Origin of the sequence: Chryseobacterium sp. MP_3.2 (assembly GCF_035984805.1) — a bacterium.
In the GTDB taxonomy this organism is placed as follows: domain Bacteria; phylum Bacteroidota; class Bacteroidia; order Flavobacteriales; family Weeksellaceae; genus Kaistella.
Genome location: NZ_JAXCHW010000005.1, coordinates 108,601 through 130,954 on the forward strand (window position 1 = coordinate 108,601; position 22,354 = coordinate 130,954).

At 36.3% G+C, this 22,354-nt stretch carries 19 protein-coding genes and 5 tRNA genes; 23 read left to right on the plus strand and 1 reads right to left on the minus strand.

The annotated features are described in order from the left end of the window. Positions 1-3 precede the first annotated feature (3 nt). The gene (locus tag RCH13_RS08310; protein WP_326986776.1) at positions 4-3,156 is read right to left on the minus strand and encodes a UvrD-helicase domain-containing protein; all 3,153 of its coding nucleotides are present in this window, start codon (positions 3,154-3,156) and stop codon (positions 4-6) included. A gap of 90 nt (positions 3,157-3,246) precedes the next feature. Between RCH13_RS08310 and rpsU the strand changes: the two genes are divergently transcribed. From rpsU to rpoB, 23 genes are all read left to right on the plus strand, one after another. Beyond that, positions 3,247-3,444 (plus strand): 30S ribosomal protein S21, encoded by a 198-nt coding sequence (rpsU, locus tag RCH13_RS08315; protein ID WP_326986777.1) that lies wholly within the window; start codon positions 3,247-3,249, stop codon positions 3,442-3,444. A gap of 79 nt (positions 3,445-3,523) precedes the next feature. After that, positions 3,524-4,405, plus strand: a complete 882-nt coding sequence (locus tag RCH13_RS08320; RefSeq protein ID WP_326986778.1) for a tyrosine-type recombinase/integrase — start codon at positions 3,524-3,526, stop codon at positions 4,403-4,405. A gap of 3 nt (positions 4,406-4,408) precedes the next feature. Continuing rightward, positions 4,409-4,699, plus strand: coding sequence for a ribosome hibernation-promoting factor, HPF/YfiA family (gene hpf, locus RCH13_RS08325; protein ID WP_326986779.1), 291 nt, complete (start codon positions 4,409-4,411; stop codon positions 4,697-4,699). Positions 4,700-4,801: 102 nt separating this feature from the next. Further along, a tRNA-Thr gene (locus RCH13_RS08330) sits at positions 4,802-4,875 on the plus strand. An 18-nt stretch (positions 4,876-4,893) separates the two neighbouring features. Beyond that, positions 4,894-4,976: transfer RNA gene (locus tag RCH13_RS08335), tRNA-Tyr, on the plus strand. An 82-nt stretch (positions 4,977-5,058) separates the two neighbouring features. Then, positions 5,059-5,131: transfer RNA gene (locus RCH13_RS08340), tRNA-Gly, on the plus strand. Between the two features lie 53 nt (positions 5,132-5,184). After that, positions 5,185-5,256, plus strand: a tRNA-Thr gene (locus RCH13_RS08345). A 335-nt stretch (positions 5,257-5,591) separates the two neighbouring features. Then, entirely contained in the window at positions 5,592-6,779 is a 1,188-nt protein-coding gene (gene tuf / locus RCH13_RS08350) for an elongation factor Tu (RefSeq protein ID WP_326986780.1), read from the plus strand. Positions 6,780-6,833: 54 nt separating this feature from the next. Then, positions 6,834-6,904, plus strand: a tRNA-Trp gene (locus RCH13_RS08355). A gap of 13 nt (positions 6,905-6,917) precedes the next feature. Next, entirely contained in the window at positions 6,918-7,121 is a 204-nt protein-coding gene (secE, locus tag RCH13_RS08360; RefSeq protein WP_326986781.1) for a preprotein translocase subunit SecE, read from the plus strand. Between the two features lie 14 nt (positions 7,122-7,135). Beyond that, complete coding sequence (nusG, locus tag RCH13_RS08365) at positions 7,136-7,678, plus strand: transcription termination/antitermination protein NusG (protein ID WP_326986782.1); 543 nt, start codon at positions 7,136-7,138, stop codon at positions 7,676-7,678. A gap of 468 nt (positions 7,679-8,146) precedes the next feature. After that, complete coding sequence (gene rplK, locus RCH13_RS08370) at positions 8,147-8,590, plus strand: 50S ribosomal protein L11 (RefSeq protein WP_326986783.1); 444 nt, start codon at positions 8,147-8,149, stop codon at positions 8,588-8,590. A gap of 11 nt (positions 8,591-8,601) precedes the next feature. After that, positions 8,602-9,294, plus strand: coding sequence for a 50S ribosomal protein L1 (rplA, locus tag RCH13_RS08375; RefSeq protein WP_326986784.1), 693 nt, complete (start codon positions 8,602-8,604; stop codon positions 9,292-9,294). A 13-nt stretch (positions 9,295-9,307) separates the two neighbouring features. Further along, on the plus strand, positions 9,308-9,919 hold the full coding sequence (rplJ, locus tag RCH13_RS08380; RefSeq protein ID WP_326986785.1) for a 50S ribosomal protein L10: 612 nt from the start codon (positions 9,308-9,310) through the stop codon (positions 9,917-9,919). A gap of 54 nt (positions 9,920-9,973) precedes the next feature. Beyond that, entirely contained in the window at positions 9,974-10,342 is a 369-nt protein-coding gene (gene rplL, locus RCH13_RS08385) for a 50S ribosomal protein L7/L12 (RefSeq protein WP_326986786.1), read from the plus strand. 427 nt (positions 10,343-10,769) lie between these two features. Further along, complete coding sequence (locus RCH13_RS08390) at positions 10,770-11,378, plus strand: hypothetical protein (protein WP_326986787.1); 609 nt, start codon at positions 10,770-10,772, stop codon at positions 11,376-11,378. A gap of 161 nt (positions 11,379-11,539) precedes the next feature. Then, entirely contained in the window at positions 11,540-11,947 is a 408-nt protein-coding gene (locus RCH13_RS08395; protein WP_326986788.1) for a hypothetical protein, read from the plus strand. 30 nt (positions 11,948-11,977) lie between these two features. Further along, the gene (locus tag RCH13_RS08400; protein WP_326986789.1) at positions 11,978-13,486 is read left to right on the plus strand and encodes a hypothetical protein; all 1,509 of its coding nucleotides are present in this window, start codon (positions 11,978-11,980) and stop codon (positions 13,484-13,486) included. Between the two features lie 92 nt (positions 13,487-13,578). Beyond that, positions 13,579-14,121 (plus strand): hypothetical protein, encoded by a 543-nt coding sequence (locus tag RCH13_RS08405; protein ID WP_326986790.1) that lies wholly within the window; start codon positions 13,579-13,581, stop codon positions 14,119-14,121. Between the two features lie 358 nt (positions 14,122-14,479). After that, positions 14,480-15,121 carry a hypothetical protein gene (locus tag RCH13_RS08410; protein ID WP_326986791.1) on the plus strand — a complete coding sequence of 214 codons (642 nt, stop codon included), beginning with the start codon at positions 14,480-14,482 and terminating at the stop codon, positions 15,119-15,121. A 193-nt stretch (positions 15,122-15,314) separates the two neighbouring features. Next, positions 15,315-17,351, plus strand: a complete 2,037-nt coding sequence (locus RCH13_RS08415; protein WP_326986792.1) for a hypothetical protein — start codon at positions 15,315-15,317, stop codon at positions 17,349-17,351. A gap of 128 nt (positions 17,352-17,479) precedes the next feature. Beyond that, a complete protein-coding gene (locus tag RCH13_RS08420; RefSeq protein WP_326986793.1) occupies positions 17,480-18,040 on the plus strand; it encodes a hypothetical protein in 561 nt (186 codons plus the stop codon). Positions 18,041-18,515: 475 nt separating this feature from the next. After that, positions 18,516-22,343 (plus strand): DNA-directed RNA polymerase subunit beta, encoded by a 3,828-nt coding sequence (gene rpoB, locus RCH13_RS08425; protein ID WP_326986794.1) that lies wholly within the window; start codon positions 18,516-18,518, stop codon positions 22,341-22,343. Positions 22,344-22,354 lie beyond the last annotated feature (11 nt).

A 22,354-nucleotide genomic window follows, 5' to 3' on the forward strand; every position in this document is an offset into this window, starting at 1 on the left:
CGTTTACACGTAAATTAAGGTTTTCTCAATTACTTTTTTACCTAATTTTTCTAAGACATTTTGATATTCCTCAATCTGATTTTGGTGTTTTTCTTTTTCCTCACCAGTTTTAAAATCAATGATAATAAATCCTTCTTCCGCCTCTATCAAACGATCTGGTCTGTACATTTTTGATTCTCCATTTGCGGAAATCATGATGTCTTTCTCATTAATCACTTTCAAATGCTCTTGGAAATACTTTTCATAAAGCACATTTTGAATGATGGAAAGCAGTTGATTTGTAATTTCTAACTTTTCTGCCTTGGTGATTGTTCCTTCTAAAAGATAAGATTGCAAGGTGTTTTCAATGTCTTTTTCCGAATTAATCTTGGAAAGAATTTCATGCGTGAAAATACCAATCCGCACTTTTTCCACTCTGTTTTGGTAGCTTTTTGAAGGGGTCGCAATCTTTATGGAGTTGGGACGAACTTCTTTTTCTGCTTTAAAAACAATTGACTTGGTTAAGAGTTCCGCCTCTTTTTTAGTCTTTTTCTTTTTCAAATCTTCTTTAGAAACTGCGTAAAAGTCAAAACTTTCTACCCATTCACCGCTTTCATCTTTCGGTATTTGAGATTCTAAAAAGTCAAATATTTCTAAATGATTCTGTGTTTTATTGGGTTTTTGAAGGTAGAAATACAATTGCTCCACCGCTCTGGTTGTGGCAACATATTGCAGACAAAATCGATCAATTTTATTTTGATAGGTGTTTTCGTTATTAAAGTTTTCCATCTCTGCATCATAAATCAATAGAGATTTTTCAAAGGAATTAATGTTGACTGCAGCTAAACCTTTCTCCTCAGAAATTGATAACCAATCGCTAAATTTTCCATCTTTATTGGTGTTTTCCATTGGTAGAAAAACAACAGGAAATTCCAAACCTTTAGCTTTGTGAATGGTCATCAAGTTGATTGCATCTAGATTATCAGAGGATTGAATGGTCTTTGCATTGGCTTCTTCGTCCCAAAATTTTAAAAATTCTTTCAAGGTAGAACTCGTATTCTGGGAGTAAGCATAAACCATTTCCAAGTAATTGAAAAGAAAATCTGTTTCCTTATTTTGAACAGAAAACTCATGCAAAAAATGCTCAATGTAATGGTAGAGGTTAAGTTGGAGTAAATCGCTATTTTTTAATTTCAGACCATATTTGTTTTCAATAAAATCTTCCATTTCCGCCTTCGAAGATAATTTTAAAAGTTCCATCATTTCCAAACTAAAATCTTCAATTGTAATCCGTCCTAAAGCATTTAAATAGTAGAGCATTTTCACCGGAAACTGAAAGTTTTTCGGGTTTTGTTCCCAACGAAGAAATTCGGTGAATGCTTTTAAAGTGGAAGATAAATTGAGTGTTAACCCCGATTCCGAAATTGTTTTGATAAAATCCTCCTTCCCTTGATAAGTAATTTTCAAATTCCCTAACAACCGGGAAAAGTTGAAAATATCGAAATTACCGCGGCAAAGAATGGTAATGTCAGACAGATTAAAACCATTGTTTGCGCATTCTTGAATGTCTTGCTGCATCTTTTCGGCAACAGAATCGTAGAAGACGCTTTTTTTATCATTCTCTAATAAATTGATCTTTACTCTACCATTGTCTTTCGAAACCGATTTTTGCTGAGATCCATTTCCAAAAGTTTCACAGTGTTCTGCGTTACAAGACGTTGATAAGTGAATATAAAGTTGATTGTTAAAATCCACAATGTTTTTTGCGCTGCGCCAATTATGTTCCAGATTTTCTAAATCTGCATAAATCAGGGAATTTTCTTTTTTATTGATGATGTCCAGCATTATTTTTGAATCTCCTCCGCGAAATCGATAAATGCTCTGTTTTAAATCGCCCACCAAAGTAAAACTCATACCTTCCGTAGCATTTGCATGTTCTTTTAAAGGTAAAATATTTTGCCATTGCAAGAATGAAGTGTCCTGAAACTCATCGAAGAAATAATGCGAGAATTGGGTGCCTACTTTTTCATAGATAAATGAAGTCGGCTCGTTGCGGAGATTTTCATGGATGAGGATATTAAATTTTGAAAGTAAAACCAAATCATTTTCTTCCTCAATCTTTCCGAGTTGATCTTGAATATCTTTGTTAACCTTTAGAGGCAGAAGCGCGCGTAAAACTTTGTCTTTCTTCTCAATTAGAACGTGATTTTGAATTATTTTCGCGCGATTTTTAACCAGATATTCGATAATTTCCAGAATTTCCTCTTGCCTGTTTTTTGATTTAGAGGAAGCACCTTTCAAAATTGCATTTACTTTATTGTCTTCCGCCACACGATCATCGTATAATTGGGGAACTTTCCGCTCCATGAATTTGGAGAAAAATCCACCGATGCTGTGAATTCCACCCGCGAAATCGGAATTTTCTAAATTCTTTTCTTTCATCAAATCCAAAGATTCCTGGGCAATCTTTAGAGAATCTTCTTTAAGTATCTGAATAGATGACCTTAGGTTTTTCTTTGCATTTTCATACACTTCCCAGTTAAAATCCTTATTGTCATTGAGTCGAAAATAATGCTTGTCTTGCACATATTCCTTCGCAGAATCATATAAGGTTTTATTAAGATTAATGCGGTCATTATTATCCAAACTATAATTCACAAAATCCATAAAAGCGTCTGAAACCTCATTTTTTTCGCCAATGTCTTCCAGCATTTTGTCCACCGCTTCCATGAGGAAAGGTTCGGGATTGATTTCCAGGTTAAAATTTTGGGCAAGTCCTAATTCATAAGAAAAACTCCTTACCAATCGGGCATTAAATTTATCGATGGTTCCGATATTCAGCGTAGAGTAGTTGTGCAAAACGTAATCTAAAATCTTTTTTGACCGCCGATGAAGTTCGTCTAAAGAAACCTCAATTTTTTCGGTCTTTAATTTTTGCTGAATATCTATTAAAGCAGAATTTTCTTTGTAATTTGGAGATGAAAAATCTTTTAGCCATTTAATGATTCGGTGCTTCATTTCATTTGCCGCTTTATTGGTAAAAGTGAGCGCCAAAATATTTTGGATTTTGTTAGCCTGCGTAGAACTCTTCAAACAAATGGCTAAAAGATTCTGTACCAAGGCGTAAGTTTTGCCCGACCCCGCGGAAGCATTAATGACTTTGTAATTATTTTGCATCTGGAAAATATAATAAGTTTAAAAGTAGGGAAAAAATTTGTCATATAGAAAATATTTCCTACTTTTGCAATCCAAAATGAGATGTAAATTATGTTAATAATCCCAGTAAAAGATGGTGAATCCATCGACAGAGCGTTAAAAAAATACAAGAGAAAATTTGACAAGACAGGAACTATCAGAGCTCTTAGAAGTCGTCAACAATTCAACAAGCCGTCTGTAGTGAAAAGACAGGCTAATGTGAAAGCTGCTCACAAGCAAAGGCTACAGAGCAAGGAAGAGCAGGCTTAAGCCAAAATTTTCTTTACCAAATACTTTAATCACTTTTCAAATACTTATATTTGAGAAGTGATTTTTTGTTGTTATACTTATGATTGAAAGATTTTTGGAATATATTTCGGTAGAGAAAAGATACTCGCCGAACACGTACAAAAGCTATCAAAGAGATTTGGGAGATTTTTCCAATTTCCTGTTGAAGACGGAATCACACCAAAGTTTCGAAACGGTTGACAAAAAAGTCATTAGAAATTTTATGGTGGAGTTAAGTGCTAAAAAAATCGCTAAGCGATCGATCAATCGTAAACTTTCTACCCTTCGGAGTTTTTATCTATTTCTTTTGAAAGTGGGGCAGGTGCAAGTTTCTCCCTTGGAAAATATCACTTCTTTAAAATTTTATGCTGAGAAACAAATTCCATTTTCCGAAGAGGAGATGGAGCAGCAACTATTACCAGAATTTAAACCGGAAAACGGCTCTTTCTTAAAAGCGTTGGTCATTGATACCCTTTATCAAACAGGAATGCGACGTGCAGAACTAACGGAGCTTCTGCTCAATGATGTTGATTTTTCTAAAATGGAAATGAAAGTTGTGGGAAAAGGCAATAAAGCACGAATAATTCCCTTCTCTGAAAAATTAGGTGCAGATTTAACCCAATATTTAGAGCAGAGAAAGCCCTTGAAAGAGAGTCAACTGTACTTTTTTATTAATAAGAACGGCAAAAAGTTAAATGATAAATTTGTCTATCGTTTGGTTAATTCTTACCTTAGTCTTGTCACTTCTAAGAAGAAAAAAAGCCCTCATATTTTAAGACATAGTTTTGCAACACATGTCTTAGAGCATGGGGCTGAAATTTCTAAGGTGAAGATGATTATGGGGCATTCGTCATTAGCTTCTACTCAAGTTTACACGAGTGTCAATATTGAACAGTTAAAAAAAGTATTTAACAAAGCTCACCCTAGAGCTAAAAAAATGTAGATTATGAAAATATCAGTACAGTCCATTGGATTAACTCCACACGCGCCGCTTCAAGAGCATATTGAGAAAAAGCTGAACAAGTTAGAAAACTACTATGATAAGATTGTAGAATGCAAGGTTTTCTTAAAGGTAGAAAACAAATCTGATAAAGAAAATAAGACGGCAGAAATCTTATTGGCCGTTCCGGGTGATGATATCGTAGTAAAAAAGACCAGTTCAAGTTTTGAAGAGAGTTTAGATCAGTGCGCAGAAGTAGCTAAAAAGCTGCTAATCAAGAAAAAAGAACTGGCTTAAAAAAAAATTATAAAAAAAAGTTAAAAATTATTTGTAGGTTTAAAAAAAACTCCCTTATATTTGCACTCGCAAAAAGAGATAAGTAGTTCTTTAAAAATCTTTGCCTCCGTAGCTCAGCTGGCTAGAGCAGCTGATTTGTAATCAGCAGGTCGTGGGTTCGAGTCCCTCTGGAGGCTCATTTTTTGTAAAATACTGGGGAGATTCCAGAGTGGCCAAATGGATCAGACTGTAACTCTGCTGTCTTACGACTTCGTAGGTTCGAATCCTACTCTCCCCACTTTTTATAAAAAACACTTGTTTAGTTTAAAATTTATTTTAAATTTGCAAACCGTTTACCAACAGTTTTTGGAAACAAAAATGCGGAAGTAGCTCAGTTGGTAGAGCGTCAGCCTTCCAAGCTGAATGTCGCGAGTTCGACCCTCGTCTTCCGCTCTAAAAAAAAATCACAATCATTTTATGTTTTGTGATTTTTTTTTAATCGTTTCGCCGACTTAGCTCAGGGGTAGAGCGTTTCCTTGGTAAGGAAGAGGTCGTGAGTTCAAATCTCATAGTTGGCTCTTTAAAATCTCTCAATAATTGAGAGATTTTTTTTACGCTTGAACGTACTCTTATTTATTTTGTGATTTTCTGATGACTATTATTCATGAAGTTTTCAAGACACTCAAAATAATATAAAGTAAACTCTAATTGTTTCAGTTTTATCTTCAGATTTTTCTAAACAGATATTTTTTCATAAATTTGCACTCGCGTAATTCGTGTAAAATAGGATGCGGTAAATAGATGTGTATTTTGAATGCTGAAATTTTTAGTAAAAAAAGATTTTCAATATTCAAAAAATCACTATATTTGCACACTGAAAAAAGGAATAATTAATTAATAAATAATTTATATCATGGCAAAGGAAACGTTTAATCGTAACAAACCACACTTGAACATTGGTACCATCGGTCACGTAGACCATGGTAAAACTACACTTACTGCAGCAATCAGTAAAGTATTATCTGACAAAGGATTCGGAACAGCAAGAGATTTCTCTTCTATCGATTCTGCACCAGAAGAAAAAGAAAGAGGTATTACAATCAATACATCACACATCGAATATGAAACTGCAAGCAGACATTATGCTCACGTAGATTGTCCAGGTCACGCCGATTATGTAAAAAACATGGTTACAGGTGCTGCTCAAATGGACGGTGCTATCTTAGTTGTAGCTGCTACAGACGGACCAATGCCTCAAACTAGAGAGCATATCCTTTTGTGTCGTCAGGTAAATGTACCTAATGTACTTGTTTTTATGAACAAAGTAGATATGGTAGATGATGCAGAATTACTAGAATTAGTAGAAATGGAAGTTAGAGAACTTTTATCTTCCTATGACTATGATGGTGACAACGCTCCAGTAATCCAAGGATCTGCTTTAGGTGGATTGAACGGAGATGCGAAGTGGGTTGAAAAAATTGAAGAATTAATGGAAGCTGTTGATACTTGGATTGAACTTCCAACTAGAGATGTTGACAAAACTTTCTTAATGCCAATTGAAGATGTATTCTCTATTACAGGTCGTGGTACAGTTGCTACAGGAAGAATTGAAGCAGGTGTAATCAATACAGGTGATGCAGTAGACATCGTAGGTATGGGTGATGAAAAATTAACTTCAACGGTAACAGGAGTAGAAATGTTCCGTAAAATCCTTGATAGAGGTGAAGCTGGAGATAACGTAGGTATCTTATTAAGAGGTATTGAAAAAACTGACATCAAAAGAGGAATGGTAATCGCGAAAGCAGGATCTGTAACTCCACACAAAAAATTCAAAGCAGAGGTTTATATCCTTTCCAAAGAAGAAGGTGGTCGTCACACTCCATTCCATAACAAGTACCGTCCACAGTTCTATGTTAGAACTACTGACGTTACAGGTGAAATTTTCTTACCAGAAGGTGTAGAGATGGTAATGCCAGGAGATAACTTGACGATTACAGTAGAATTGTTACAGCCAATCGCTCTTAACGTAGGTCTTAGATTTGCGATCAGAGAAGGAGGTAGAACAGTTGGTGCAGGTCAAGTAACTGAAATTACTGACTAATTCCAAATAATATTTAAAAGTTCCGTAGGGAAACTTACGGAACTTTTTTAATCTACGGGCATCGTCCAATGGTAGGATACCGGTCTCCAAAACCGTTGATCAGGGTTCGAGTCCTTGTGCCCGTGCAAAAAATAGATAATGAGCTTAGTTGATTTTATAAAAGGTTCTTATACAGAATTTAGCAGCAAGGTAGAGTGGCCGAAATGGCCAGAATTGCAATCGTCTACGATTGTGGTAACTATCGCGACAATTATTTTAGCATTATTTGTTTTTGGAGTAGACTCTGTCTTCAGCAAAACAATTGCAAATACATTGTCAATCTTCATCAACATGTTCAATTAAAAGTACTTTCCTAAATGAGTGATTTGAAGTGGTATGTTCTGAAGTCCATCAGTGGGCAAGAAAATAAGGTGAAAACCTATATTGAGAACGAGATGAAGCATCATGGGCTCGAAGCTTTCGTAACCCAAGTGGTTATTCCTATGGAAAAAGTGATCCAGATGAGAAATGGTAAAAAGGTCCCGAAAGAGAAACCTTATTATCCAGGATATTTAATGGTAGAATCTAACCTTGTTGGAGAGGTTCCTCACATTATTAAAAATATTCCCGGAGTTATTTCTTTCTTAAGTCTTACAAAAGGAGGTGATCCAGTACCAATGCGTAAGTCTGAAGTGAATAGAATGCTTGGTAGAATGGATGAATTATCTGAGTTTGCTGTAGAAGCAAATATTCCATTTATCGTGGGAGAAAACATCAAAGTTATTGATGGACCATTCAATGGATTTAATGGAACAATCGAAAGATTATTCGAAGATAAAAAGAAAATTGAGGTTTCAGTGATGATTTTTGGGAGAAAAACACCAATGGAATTAAGCTATATGCAAGTAGAAAAAGTGTAAAACTTGATTTAAATATAATTAAAATCGCTCTTTGTGAGCGATTTTTTTGTTAGAAGAGTTCCTCAAAATTATTCGAATTTGTTTCTTACAATACGGAGCGATATGATTTGATTGGTTGCTATATTTCCTCTAAATAGTATATAAACATGAGCGAGTACCATAAAAATCCGAAAACAATCTGCTAAAGTGCGTAAAGGTTCCCTTTTGCAGTGGAGTCTTCTAAACTGCTTTTCCTACAAAGGACAACTAACATGTACCTTTTTTGGGGCAAGCTAAGCTGCCTTTTCAGCAAGCATGCATATATTAATTTCGCAATTCTTTCTAAAAATCAACTGTTTATCTCTTGTGTAATTAAAAATTATTCTTAATTTTGCAATCCGAAATGTAAAGTAGTTAGATGAGATAACCTTTGCAGATTTATAAATGCTTCCACATTCATAAATTCATTAATTTTTATAAAAAATCAAAATGGCTAAAAAAGTCTTTAAAATGGTTAAGCTCCAAGTAAAAGGAGGAGCAGCAAACCCTTCTCCACCAGTAGGTCCAGCATTGGGTTCTGCAGGTGTGAATATTATGGAGTTTTGTAAGCAATTTAACGGAAGAACTCAAGACAAACCGGGGCAAATTTTACCTGTAGTAATTACAGTGTTCGAAGACAAATCTTTTGAATTCGTTATTAAAACTCCACCGGCTGCAATCCAACTTTTAGATGCAAGTAAGCAAAAGAAAGGTTCAGGAGAGCCAAACAGACTCAAAGTAGGTTCTGTTTCTTGGGATCAGGTTAAAAAAATTGCTGAAGACAAAATGGTAGATCTTAATTGCTTTACAATAGATGGTGCCCTTACAATGGTGGCCGGAACTGCAAGATCTATGGGATTAAGAGTAACAGGAACTAAACCAACTAACGCTTAAAACTAATAGAAATGGCAAAATTGACAAAAAAGCAAAAAGAAGCTTTAAGCAAAATAGAAAAAAATAAAGTTTACAACTTAGAAGAAGCATCTGCTTTGGTAAAGGAGGTAAATTTCGCAAAATTTGACGCATCTGTTGATATCGCAGTTCGTTTAGGAGTTGATCCTAGAAAAGCGAATCAAATGGTAAGGGGCGTAGTTTCTCTTCCACACGGAACTGGTAAGGATATTAAAGTTTTGGCTTTAGTAACTCCAGATAAAGAAGCTGAAGCTACTGCAGCTGGTGCAGATTATGTAGGTCTTGATGAATATTTACAGAAAATCAAAGACGGTTGGACTGATGTAGACGTAATTGTTACGATGCCCGCAGTAATGGGGAAATTAGGTCCATTGGGTAGAGTATTAGGACCAAGAGGTTTAATGCCGAATCCAAAATCTGGAACCGTAACAATGGACATTGGTAAAGCTGTGGCAGAAGTAAAGGCTGGTAAAATCGATTTCAAAGTTGACAAATACGGAATCATTCACGCTGGGATTGGTAAAGTGTCTTTTGATGCTGCTAAAATCAGAGAAAATGCTTCTGAATTAATTCAGACTTTGATCAAATTGAAACCAACTGCTTCCAAAGGTATTTATGTGAAGAGCATTTATATGTCTTCTACTATGAGCCCAGGTATTGCAATTGATACTAAATCTGTAAACTAAAATCTGAAGAACAATGACAAAAGAAGATAAAGTATTAGTAATACAAGATATAAAAGAAATGTTGCAAGACGCGAAAGTGATCTACGTAGCAAATCTTGAAGGAATGAATGCTGCTGCAACTTCAGATTTCAGAAGACAAGCATTTAAGCAAAATATTACAATGAAAGTTGTAAAAAATACTTTGCTGCAAAAAGCAATGGAACAAATGGAAGGTGATGTAGATTACTCAGAAATGTTCCCGTCTTTCAAAGGTAATACTGCTCTAATGATTTCTGAAACAGCTAATGCTCCGGCTAAGTTGATTCAAGGATTCAGAAAAAAAGCTGCAGTCCCTGCGTTGAAATCTGCTTATTTGCAAGATACATTTTATGTAGGTGATGAGAATTTAGGCGCGTTGGTAAACATCAAGTCTAGAGAAGAAATGATTGGTGAAATCATCACATTGCTTCAATCTCCACTTAGAAATGTACTTTCTGCCCTACAAAACAAACCGGAAACTACAGAAGCGAAAGCGGAAGAAGCAGCTCCAGTTGCAGAAGAAGAGGTAAAAGCAAAAGAAACTCCAGCTGCAGATGCTGCTCCAGAAGCAAGTACTGAAGCTACAGATGCACCTAGTGCAGAGTAATTAGACTCAAAAACAAATCAAAATAAATCGTTCAACAATTAAAACATTATTAAAATGTCAGATTTAAAAAACTTAGCGGAAACGCTTGTAAACCTTACTGTAAAAGACGTAAGTGAATTAGCTGCAATTCTTAAAGATGAGTACGGAATCGAACCTGCTGCAGTAGCTGTAGCTGCTGGTGGTGGTGCAGGTGCTGAAGCTGTAGAAGAAAAAACAGAATTCGATGTAATCTTGAAAGCTGCAGGTGCTTCTAAATTAGCAGTTGTAAAATTAGTTAAAGATTTAACTGGTGCAGGCTTGAAAGAAGCTAAAGATATGGTAGATTCAGCTCCGACTGCAATTAAAGAAGGTATTTCTAAAGACGAAGCAGAAGCTTTGAAAAAACAATTAGAAGATGCAGGTGCAGAAGTAGAAGTAAAATAATTCTTCCTGTTATCCTTATATAATGCCGTTTCCCTTTGGAAGCGGCTTTTTTTTGAACTGGTTTTCAGTTTGATCTTTTAAATTTGTTCATGGACATTGTAAATTTCTATTTTACAGACAAGCGGAAGATTTTTATCATGCATCTATCTTAAATTATTCACCTTTTACTCTTCCGCATTTTATTACAAATTGATTGGGATATGAAAGTTTTAGAATATCACGTAATTGATTTTTAGATCATGATTATCATTATTTTAATTGATGAAAAGTGCCTGTTTTGTACAAGGGGTTTTAACCCTTTCTGCGCAATCTCACTAAAAAAAGATGGTTATATAAGAATTAAACTTCTAAAATTTGTAAATTTGTGGGGAATTGAACAGCGGACTAATATTTCGATGTTTGATTCAAACACAACACAACACAAATTTTGAAAAAACATTTATTCACTGTACCTTTGGGGGAGCAGGGTTTAAGAACGTATAAGCTACGCTTATTTGTCATTCTTTTAATCAGCCTCTTTTTCAGTTCACATGCTACTGCTGTGATACCCGATAGTGCTATTTCCCAAAATAATCCAGAAGCCATCATTTATGTTGCTCATGGAACCACAATCATCGGCACTTCCGATTTTTCTAATGCGCGGGTCATCCAGATTCCGAAAATTTCCACAGATAAAAAAGACAACGGTGAAAAGGTCTCTTCAGCACCGGTTTCTGAACAGATAACAGCAAAGCGTGACGAAATTGAAAAGACTTCGAAGGTCCTTCAGGCTAAGATTACCAAAGGTGTACAAAGTTTCTACAAGTCGTCACCCCAAAGCGACTGGTTTAATTATTCAAAATTAAATTTCAGTTCTATTGCGGTAATCAATACGGTAAATATTTATAAGTATTATCCTTCAATTTTTGTCGAAGAGGTAATTTTAAGAGCTTTTTCCTTATCCTCTATTGATCAACAATTTTACACTTCTTTATCTTATTTGCAACTCTGCAAATTTAGAAGTTCCTCTCTTCGGGCACCGCCTGCACATTCGTAAACATTTGATTTCTACTTCAGCGTATTTTATTAATAGATAAGATTCTTCGTAAAGATTTTTACTCTTGAAGAAAAGAAATCAGTCCAATTTATAAATTATTCACACTGAACAGTTTATAAATTAATTCTTTCTCAATTTTCTACAACACAACAAACCATATTATGATGAAAAAACAAATTATTCAAATGAAAAAGAACACTTTAAAAGTGTTTTTCGCAGCCTTGCTATTTTTAATCGCAGGTGCGGCACAAGTTAATGCACAGAACCTCGCACTGTTTGATAAAAGTGAAATTCCTCAAGAGCTCATTTCTCCAACTAAATTTTCCATAACTAAATCTGTGCAGCCTGAACTTACTTTTGATTCGGCAACTCCTTATTTTGATACCTTAGAAGTAGTGGATTATAATAACCAATTATTGGCAACAGTTATCGCTACAAATGTTACTAATTCTGATAACACTATAGTAAATCGAGTATTTGATTTTTCTAGAGTTTCCCCAGCAACTTATTTTGCGAAAGGAGATTTGACCGGCGCTATAATTTACTATCAGATTGATGTAAAAAATTAATAACAACCATATATTTAAACACATACACAAATGAAAAATCTATATTTTACACTAAAAAATTATAAGGTTAGGTTGTTGTTTAGCGTCGCGCTACTTTTTCTACTTAACGCTATTGGTTATGCGCAGATTAACACGGTTCTAAATACCCAGATAAAAGGTGAAATTACAGCTGTCGCAGGTGGATCTACCTCATCAACTTACAATATTACAACACCAAAACCCGCTGGTGCAACAACGGTTAACAAAATTTTTATATATTACTCTCATGTGCTTCGGGGTGGATCTGAATTAGGAGCCAATGCTATTACCGTTAATGGCGTAAACCCAAATTTAAATATTTATACTGTTTCAGGGACCTCACTTGTTAGTTACACCCGTTACGCAGAGGTAAGCACTACTGCAACTGCTTTGGTTAATACCTTAGATACACTAGCTGCAGGTACCAATACCACTATTGCTGTAAATGAAGGATCCAACTCTGCAAAAATTGAGGGTGTAGGAATCTTGATTTTATGGAATGTGCCAACTAAACCGCTTGGTCGTTTTGTAATTCAGATGGGTACTTTAATAACGGGACCACTTCCAGCTTCTCAATCATTCCTAGTGAATGCAATAGATAAAACTTTACCGGGTTTCAGTGCAACATTGGGGGTGGGAATTAGTTTCTCAACAGGAGATTTTAATGGTAATAACCAACTTTCACAATTAAAGATTGGTGGTGCAACTCCAACCGTTATCGTTACCTCTACCGCAGGTGGTTATGATGACGGGCAATTATCGAACGGAGCACTAATCACGCTTGGTGGATTTGGAGATAGTCCCACAACTAACGCTTCTGATGAACTCTACGATGTTGCCTCTTTTTTAACGAATGGACAAACGCAGATTTCCTATAGTTTGTTAGATGTTGATAACGTTTATGATGATTACATTAATGTCGTGTACTTTACGAGTACCGGGATCAGTTCACCGTGTTTAGCTGGAACTGTAGCTCCTGCATTATCTGCTACTACCCTTAGCAACATTTGTCCTGCAACAACGGCAAATTTAACTACCATCACGGCAAGTAATAAACCAACAGGAACTACTCTTTCTTGGCATACCGGTTCACCTGCAACTACTGCCAATGCAATTAGTGGAAATATGGTCGCTGGAGGAACTTATTATGCATCTTTCTTTGATTCTGTAGGTAACTGCTATAGTCCTACCACCGCAGTAACTGTCACCATAAATCCGTGTTTCTGCTACAATTTACCTAATACTGCAACTGCGGGAACAAATACGCAGCACGGTATCACTTTATTAAAAAGAGCCGGTGGTTCAAGCGCGGATTGGCCGATGGTTAGAAAATCAGCGCTAACTGCCTTAGAATCTAACAGTAAAGGATTTGTAATCACAAGAATGACTACGGCACAAATTAATGCCATTACCTCTCCACAAGAAGGAATGATGGTTTTTGATACGTCACCATCGGTAAAATGTTTAAAAATTTATTCAGACGGTGTCTGGAGCTGTTTTAACACTCCTGCCTGTCCATAATAAATAAAATGTGATTCTGGTTAAATCAAATAATAAATTGATTATCAATTTAATCGCTCACTTCAATATCAAAATTTACAAATAACACACAAATGAAAAATATATTCACAATCATACTGTTAACAGTATTAACCGGACTTAATGCTCAGGTAATCATCGGTAATGCTATTGGCACTGCCACCACTAAAACCTCTGTCCTTTTAGAATTTGCCGCAGGACAGAATAAAGGGCTTATTGTTCCGTATGTAAGAACATTGCCCACATCTAATGCACTTGTAGAAGGAGCAATTATATTAGATGCGACCATGGCTACTACAGCAAGAATGAAATATTACAATGGAACAAGTTGGATCGATTTAAGCGGTCAGGATGCTAATGTTACTGCATCTCTAGCGGATCAGCCTTCCACAGGCGTAGTGGAAACTGCGTCTAAAGCCATTATTGGAGCTAGTACTTCTTCTGCAGACGGCGTTTTAGTCCTTGAATCTACGACTCAAGCCATGATTTTGCCCATTGTTGCTGATGTACAGCTTATTCCGAGTCCTTCCCCAGGAATGATGGTTTATGTTAACAAAGCAGGAGCAAAACGTATGGCCGTTTACAATGGCAGCAAATGGAGTTTCTGGAAACCTTAAAAAAGGGAGTGATGTAAAAAGGCCGAATCAAAATTTGATTCGGCCTTTTTTGTAATATTTCAAAAAAGTAAAGAACCATTATATGATTATCGATAGAATTGTATTTAATTAACAACATCATAACAATTTTTATGTATTTTTGGTACCATTAAATATGTAACAAAAAATATTTGTAACATATTTCGCAAAAATTACGCTTTTGAGAAAAAATTTATTTTTTAGTAATTTAAACAGGACGCAAATAAAAACGCAAAACGATATGTGTTTTTTTGCCGTCTTTTTAATTTCTTTTTTTTGTCAGACCCATCTTAGTGCCTCTTTAACCAAGAGCACTGCTCTTAGCATCATCGAATCAAAAGTGACCTACAGCCCAGAAAATCCTCTTGAAATTTATGCCGCAAATGATTTAGATAAAATTCCTTTTGCAGACAGTACGAAAAAACCGACTGCGCGTTTAGCTACAGTTTCCAATAAACAACTTCATTTACTTTCCAAAAAAAGTAATCCTACAACAGAAAGTGGGGAAGGCTTTACCAATACTCAGACAGAACCAGTTGAAATTTTTATTACGTCTGGAACTACTGTGATTGGTTTGGAAAATATATACAATGTGAAGCTGGTTGCCCTAAAAGCGAAAGCCAAACCTAAAAAAGTTGAAAATTCCGCTCTTTCTGAGCAGGTGAAATTAGCCGAAAAAAACAGCCAAGAAAAATTAGCGGTAACAAAAAAAGCTAAGGAGCTAAACATAAAAACAGAGGTTATCTTTTATGCTGATCCAAGTGGAAATTCAGATATTAAAAAACAATCAGGAAGTTTTTTTGCAGCGGTAATTTCACCCTTTAATGTTCTTCAAAAATCGGTACTTGCTTCTTCTAATAGCAAACATACTGCAACGATCAAACTGGAGGAAAAAAAGCAAAAATTTGCAACCTCTTTATCTTATTTACAATTTGGTCCATTAATAAATTCTTTTCTTCGGGGTCCTCCGAATTTTTCCTAATTCTTACATTCTCTTTTTTTCGCTCACAGAAAACGTTTTAACAGATTTTAATTTACATAAAGAGTTTTAAATTAAAAGGAACTTTTTTAAAATTTAAATTTTGTAATGCGATTTTTATAAAGAGGCTGAACAAAATTCAAAAAATTCTACTATTTATTAAAGTAGATTATACAATACGATAAATTAAAAAAATATGTTTAAAAAATTACAACAGCAAAGCATTTTCTTGAGTGCTTTATCTAAGCGGAAGGCAAGTTATCTCAAAAAAAATGTTGCCTTTTTATTTTTACTTACGATACTTGGCTCTTCTAATTTATTTGCCCAAGCTGGTAAAGATGGAGCTTTAACAGTATCAGCGGCTAATACCGTATTATCCAGGTATACAAGACCAACCGCTGATATTGCGGCAGGCGCTACCAGTATTACTGTTACAGCGATCTCCGATTTGAATAGAGATGCTGTTAGTTATTTGCCATCGGGATTGGTGACCAATGCAGCAGGTTTTGCCTCAAATGCTGTCGCAGCGGGAGATTTATTGATGATCTATCAAGCCCAAGGAGCTACTATCAATACTGCGAATACAATTGCTTATGGTGCTGTAACCGCTTTAAATGGAGCCGGTACGTATGAATTGGCAAGAGTTGCCAGTGTTTCAGGTAACACTATTAGTTTATCATGTGCAACCAAGCAATCTTATATGCTTGCTGGCCATGTGCAAGTAATTAGAGTCCCACAATATACCACATTAACTGTTGCTTCAGGTGGGTCGGTTGTTGCAATTGATTGGGGTAGCCCTACTTTTGGTGGAGCAGATCCTTCTGCTCCTGAAAGAAGACGAGGTGGATTTAATGCCCTGTTAGCAAACGCTATCATTAACAATGGAACAATATCTGCAAACAAGGCGGGTTTTAGAGGAGGCACCAGAGATAATAATACCACAGGGGTTGGAGGTTTCAACACAGATTATGTAACAGCAAGTGATGCTCTATCTGCAGAAAAAGGAGAAAGCATAGCAGGTTACAGAGTTGATTATGATGCCATAGGCGGTAGATACGGACGGGGAGCTGCTGCCAATGGTGGAGGTGGTGGTAATGCCCACAATGCCGGTGGTGGTGGTGGTGCTAATGGAGGGAATCTAGCCAACTGGTTTAGAGGCGCAGGAGTGATGCAATCTTCCGGTAGTTGTGGTGCTACTGCATGGACTTTGGATCCAGATTACATAGGGAATGGCAATGTCCTCACCACTTCTTCGGGAGGTGGTAGAGGGGGATACACTTATGGTGCTAATAATTTAGATGCTTGTACGCAGGGACCCTCATACGCTGCGGGTTCAATAAGCCCAGGTAATCCAGCGTCTAATGTTACTGTAGCTTGGGGTGGAGATAACAGGGTTTCTGTAGGCGGATTGGGTGGTAGACCTATCACTTCTACAACCTTTTCAAACCGAATTATATTTGGTGGCGGTGGTGGAGCTGGAGATGGTAATAATAATGCCAGCAATGATGGTGGTGACGGTGGAGGAATTGTGTTTCTTGTAAATACTACTACTATTACGGGAACAGGTACCATACAGGCAAATGGCGAAAATGCCCTTAATACGATCAATGTCGGTAATGACGCTCCTGGAGGTGGAGGTGGTGGCGGATCTATCGTCATCCAATCAACTACAATCAGCAATACTCAAACAGTTAATGCTAGAGGAGGCGCTGGTGGAAATCAATTAATTGGCACTAATGAAAGTGAAGGTCCTGGTGGAGGTGGCGGTGGCGGCGTAATCACAATAAATGCTGCTACAGATTCTTCTACCAAATCGGTTACTGGTGGTGTATTTGGTACGAGTACTTCAAATTCTGTAACAGAGTTTCCTGCAAATGGTGCAACAAGTGGAAATGAAGGTACTATTTTAAGCTTATCTATAGATATTTCTGTATGTGGGGTGTGCTACAATCTTCCAAATACCGGAATAGCAGGAATAGATACCAAACACGGAATCACTTTGTTGCAAAAAGCAGGTGCAGACAACGGTGGCTGGCCAATGATTAGAAAAAGCGCACATACTGCTTTAGAATCTAATACCAAAGGCTTTGTAATTACCAGAATGACGACAGCGCAAATTGGTAATATCGTTTCGCCACAAGAAGGAATGATGGTTTTTGATTTGACAGTATCTTGTTTAAAAATCTATGCAGATGGAGTTTGGAGTTGTTTTACAACACCCGCTTGTCCATAATTTAAAAAAAAGTAGATAAGAGAGCTTTTTATCACACTACATAATCAGCTTTCTTCTCTCCTTTAATCATTAAAATATTAAAAATGAAATCACAGATTCATACATACCCAACTCAAAATAGATATAAGATGTATAAAAATATATTCACAATCATATTATTAGCCGCAATTACCGGGGCCAATGCGCAAGTCATCATCGGTGATGCGGCAGGAACTGCTTCAGATAAAACTTCGGTTTTGCTGGAATTCGCTACAGGAGCAGGACAAAACAAAGGAATTATTGTTCCCTATGTTCGATCCCTACCAACAGGAAGCGCTCTTGTAGGCGGTGCAATAATTTTAGATGCAACAACTGCAACAACTGCAAGAATGAAATATTACAATGGCACCGCTTGGATTGATCTAAGTGGGCAAGATGCTAATATTACGACCACTTTAACTGCTCAACCTTCTACAAGCGTTGTAGAAACTGGTGCAAAAGCCATTATTGGAGCTACAACTTCTACTGCAGATGGCGTTTTGGTTTTGGAATCTACCAGCAAAGCTATGGTTTTGCCTACGGTTGCAGACGTACAAGATATTCCAAGTCCTTCTCCAGGAATGATGGTTTTCGTAAAAGGGGTAACGCCAAATTTCAATAAGCGACTGGCTGTTTATAATGGCAATAAGTGGAGTTTTTGGAAACCTTAAAATTTTCATAGGCTAAAATACCGGTTCCTTTTTGGAGCCGGTTTTTTTTATTCAATATTCAATTTTATTTTCTACATTTGTTTTTGCGTTTTCAAAGAAATTAAATAGTTCACTTCAATTACCGTCGAAATTTTATTTGTTTCGCACCGAACTTATTTGTATCTTTGCACTCAATTTTGGCGCAACAATTTATATACTTTCCCTAGAAATACTACTCTTTCATATTCTGAAAGGGCTTTGTCGTTTTTAAAATAGTCTATGAAAGTTATTCCATTATTACTTCAAAAGTATTTTGCACTACTCCGTGAAAAGATATACCGGTGTTGCAGTTAGAAAGAGCCAAGTAAAAGACCCAAGAGCCAAGACTTCTCCTGATTGCGCCAAAAATCAACCGTCTTCACTCTATTTCTTTCTTAATTCTTTCTGATATTTTTAAAACAAAATATTTTTTTAACCCTCATTCTTTAATTTTTTTATGAGTAAATCTAAAGCAGTCGCTAAAACTCAGGCCAATCAAAGGATCAATTTCTCCGAAGCAAAAGGAAAAATTGTGACTCCTGACTTTTTGGACATTCAGATCCAATCTTTCAAAGATTTTTTCCAGTTGGATACCCTTCCGGAGCAGAGACTCAATGAGTCCCTGTACAAAACCTTTCAAGAAAATTTCCCAATTACCGATTCCCGAAACAATTTTGTTTTGGAATTCTTGGATTATTTGGTTGATTCCCCACGATACTCGAGAGACGAGTGTGTAGAAAGAGGTTTAACGTATTCAGTACCTCTTAAAGCCAGATTAAAATTGTATTGTACAGACCCGGAACATGAAGATTTCCAAACTGTAGTACAAGATGTTTATTTAGGACCAGTTCCTTATATGACGCCATCTGGATCATTTATTATTAATGGAGCTGAGCGTGTTATTGTAACGCAATTACACAGGTCTCCAGGTGTTTTCTTTGGTCAGACCTATCACGCCAACGGAACTAAATTGTACTATTCCCGTATTATTCCTTTTAAAGGATCTTGGATGGAATTTACAACGGATATTAATAATGTAATGTTCGCCTATATTGACCGTAAGAAAAAATTACCTCTTACAACATTACTAAGAGCAATCGGGTACGAATCCGATAAAGATATCCTTCAGATTTTTGATCTTGCAGAAGAAGTAAAGGTTTCTAAAGCAGCCTTGAAAAAAGTAGAAGGTAGAGTTCTTGCAGCGAGAGTTTTGAACACTTGGTTCGAAGATTTCGTGGATGAAGATACAGGTGAGGTTGTTTCTATTGAAAGAAATGAAATCATTTTAGATAGAGAAACAGTTCTTGAAAAAGAGCACATCGATATGATTATGGATTCTGGGGTGAAATCAATTTTGATTCACAAAGAAAATGCAAACGAATTTTCTATCATCCAGAATACTTTACAAAAAGATCCAACCAACTCCGAAAAAGAAGCGGTTGAATATATTTACCGTCAGTTGCGTAATGCAGATCCACCCGATGAAGAAACTGCACGTGGTATTATTGAAAAATTATTCTTCAGTGAGCAACGTTATTCATTAGGAGAAGTTGGTCGGTACAGATTGAATAAAAAATTAGGTTTAAACATTCCAGAAAAAACGGAAGTTTTAACCAAAGAAGATATCATCGCTATTGTTAGACACTTAATCGAATTAGTGAATGCAAAAGCCGAAGTTGATGATATTGATCACTTGTCTAACCGTCGTATTAAAACTGTAGGGGAGCAATTATCTGGTCAATTCAGTGTAGGTCTTTCAAGAATTGCAAGAACAATTAGAGAGCGAATGAACGTTAGAGATAACGAGATTTTTACTCCAATTGACTTGGTAAACGCAAAAACATTAACCTCTGTAATCAACTCGTTCTTCGGAACCAACCAGTTGTCTCAGTTCATGGATCAAACCAATCCTTTATCAGAAATCACGCACAAGCGTAGACTTTCTGCCCTAGGACCTGGTGGACTTTCCAGAGAGAGAGCAGGATTTGAGGTTCGTGATGTTCACCATACTCACTACGGTCGTATTTGTCCGATAGAAACTCCAGAGGGACCAAACATTGGTTTGATTTCATCTTTGGGAATCTATGCGAAAATTAATACGCTTGGTTTCATTGAGACTCCTTATAGAAAAGTAGAAAACGGTAAAGTTGATTTAAAAACAGCACCTATTTTCTTAAATGCAGAGGATGAGGAAGATAGAGTAATTGCGCAGGCAAATATTGACATGAAAGAGGATGGAACCATTCTTACAGACCGAGTTATTGCTCGTTTAGATGGTGATTATCCAGTTGTTGAGCCACAACAAGTAGATTTAATTGATGTAGCACCAAACCAGATTTCTGGTATTTCTGCATCACTTATTCCTTTCTTGGAACATGATGATGCGAATAGAGCTTTGATGGGATCAAATATGATGCGTCAAGCTGTACCATTATTAAAACCAGAAGCACCAATTGTAGGTACAGGATTAGAAAAGCAAGTTGCTTCTGACTCTAGAGTATTGATCAACGCAGAAGGTAATGGTATTGTAGAATATGTAGATGCTGATAAAATCACCATTAAATATGACAGAAGTGATGATGAAAATCTAGTTTCTTTCGATACAGGTACTAAAACTTATAAATTAACCAAATTCCGCAAGACCAATCAGGGAACAACCATTACTTTAAGACCAAACGTAAGAGTAGGTGAAAAAGTAGAAAAAGGTCAAGTTCTTTGTGATGGTTATGCTACAGAAAATGGTGAATTAGCAATCGGTAGAAACCTTACTGTAGCATTTATGCCATGGAAAGGGTACAACTTTGAGGATGCAATTGTAATTAATGAAAAAGTAGTTCGAGAAGACTGGTTTACTTCAATCCACGTAGATGAATACTCTCTAGAAGTTCGAGATACCAAATTAGGTATGGAAGAATTAACTGCAGATATTCCAAACGTTTCTGAAGAAGCAACCAAAGATCTAGACGAAAACGGAATGATCAGAATTGGAGCCGATGTGAAACCTGGTGACATTATGATTGGTAAGATTACTCCAAAAGGAGAATCTGATCCAACTCCAGAGGAGAAATTGCTTCGTGCAATCTTCGGAGACAAAGCCGGTGATGTAAAAGATGCTTCCTTGAAAGCCGATTCTTCTCTAAGAGGAGTGGTGATTAATAAGAAATTGTTCTCTAGAAACATCAAAGACAAAAAGAAAAGAACGGAAGAGAAAATTAAACTTGAAGAGATCGAAAACACGTATAAAGCGAAATTCGATGAATTAAGAAATACTCTTCTAGAAAAATTAGGAACTCTGGTAAACGGTAAAACTTCTCAAGGCGTTAATAATGACTTGAGCGAAGAAATCATCGGGAAAGGAGTAAAATTCACAACGAAGTTACTTCAGTCTGTAGAAGATTATGTAAATGTAAGTGGTGCAGATTGGACCGTTGATGCTGAACGTAATGAGTTAGTGAAACAATTAATCCACAACTACAAGATCAAATACAATGATCTAAACGGTAGAAAAAACAGAGAGAAATTTGCAATTTCAATCGGTGATGAATTACCTGCAGGTATTATTAAACTGGCTAAAGTTTATGTTGCTAAAAAACGTAAACTGAATGTTGGAGATAAAATGGCGGGTCGTCACGGTAACAAAGGAATTGTTTCCCGTATCGTTCGTGAAGAGGATATGCCGTTCTTAGAAGATGGAACACCTGTAGATATCGTATTGAATCCATTAGGAGTGCCATCTCGTATGAACATTGGACAGATTTATGAAACCGTTTTAGGTTGGGCTGGACAAAAACTAGGGTTAAAATTTGCAACACCGATTTTTGATGGGGCAAGTTTAGATCAGATTAATGAGTACACAGAACAAGCTGGTTTACCACAATATGGTAGCACTTATCTTTATGATGGTGGTACTGGTGAAAGATTTACACAACCTGCAACAGTTGGTATTATTTATATGCTAAAACTGGGTCACATGGTTGATGATAAAATGCACGCAAGATCAATTGGACCTTATTCCCTAATTACGCAGCAACCTTTAGGTGGTAAAGCGCAGTTTGGTGGACAAAGATTCGGGGAGATGGAAGTTTGGGCATTAGAAGCATTTGGTGCATCTAATATCCTTAGAGAAATCTTAACAGTGAAGTCTGATGACGTGATTGGTAGAGCAAAAACTTATGAAGCAATTGCGAAAGGAGAAGCAATGCCTGAACCAGGTATTCCAGAATCTTTCAACGTTTTACTACATGAGTTACAAGGTTTAGGTCTGGATGTAAGACTTGAAGAATAATTAGAAACAAG

What these genes read in the sequence shown, in the direction of transcription:
- RCH13_RS08400 (WP_326986789.1), top strand. Translation starts at nt 11,978, where the DNA reads ATGAAAAATCTATATTTTACACTAAAAAATTATAAGGTTAGGTTGTTG.
- tuf (WP_326986780.1), top strand. Translation starts at nt 5,592, where the DNA reads ATGGCAAAGGAAACGTTTAATCGTAACAAACCACACTTGAACATTGGT.
- rplK (WP_326986783.1), top strand. Translation starts at nt 8,147, where the DNA reads ATGGCTAAAAAAGTCTTTAAAATGGTTAAGCTCCAAGTAAAAGGAGGA.
- RCH13_RS08310 (WP_326986776.1), bottom strand. Translation starts at nt 3,156, where the DNA reads ATGCAAAATAATTACAAAGTCATTAATGCTTCCGCGGGGTCGGGCAAA.
- secE (WP_326986781.1), top strand. Translation starts at nt 6,918, where the DNA reads ATGAGCTTAGTTGATTTTATAAAAGGTTCTTATACAGAATTTAGCAGC.
- rplL (WP_326986786.1), top strand. Translation starts at nt 9,974, where the DNA reads ATGTCAGATTTAAAAAACTTAGCGGAAACGCTTGTAAACCTTACTGTA.
- rplA (WP_326986784.1), top strand. Translation starts at nt 8,602, where the DNA reads ATGGCAAAATTGACAAAAAAGCAAAAAGAAGCTTTAAGCAAAATAGAA.
- rplJ (WP_326986785.1), top strand. Translation starts at nt 9,308, where the DNA reads ATGACAAAAGAAGATAAAGTATTAGTAATACAAGATATAAAAGAAATG.
- nusG (WP_326986782.1), top strand. Translation starts at nt 7,136, where the DNA reads ATGAGTGATTTGAAGTGGTATGTTCTGAAGTCCATCAGTGGGCAAGAA.
- rpsU (WP_326986777.1), top strand. Translation starts at nt 3,247, where the DNA reads ATGTTAATAATCCCAGTAAAAGATGGTGAATCCATCGACAGAGCGTTA.
- RCH13_RS08395 (WP_326986788.1), top strand. Translation starts at nt 11,540, where the DNA reads ATGATGAAAAAACAAATTATTCAAATGAAAAAGAACACTTTAAAAGTG.
- RCH13_RS08415 (WP_326986792.1), top strand. Translation starts at nt 15,315, where the DNA reads ATGTTTAAAAAATTACAACAGCAAAGCATTTTCTTGAGTGCTTTATCT.
- RCH13_RS08405 (WP_326986790.1), top strand. Translation starts at nt 13,579, where the DNA reads ATGAAAAATATATTCACAATCATACTGTTAACAGTATTAACCGGACTT.
- RCH13_RS08320 (WP_326986778.1), top strand. Translation starts at nt 3,524, where the DNA reads ATGATTGAAAGATTTTTGGAATATATTTCGGTAGAGAAAAGATACTCG.
- RCH13_RS08420 (WP_326986793.1), top strand. Translation starts at nt 17,480, where the DNA reads ATGTATAAAAATATATTCACAATCATATTATTAGCCGCAATTACCGGG.
- hpf (WP_326986779.1), top strand. Translation starts at nt 4,409, where the DNA reads ATGAAAATATCAGTACAGTCCATTGGATTAACTCCACACGCGCCGCTT.
- rpoB (WP_326986794.1), top strand. Translation starts at nt 18,516, where the DNA reads ATGAGTAAATCTAAAGCAGTCGCTAAAACTCAGGCCAATCAAAGGATC.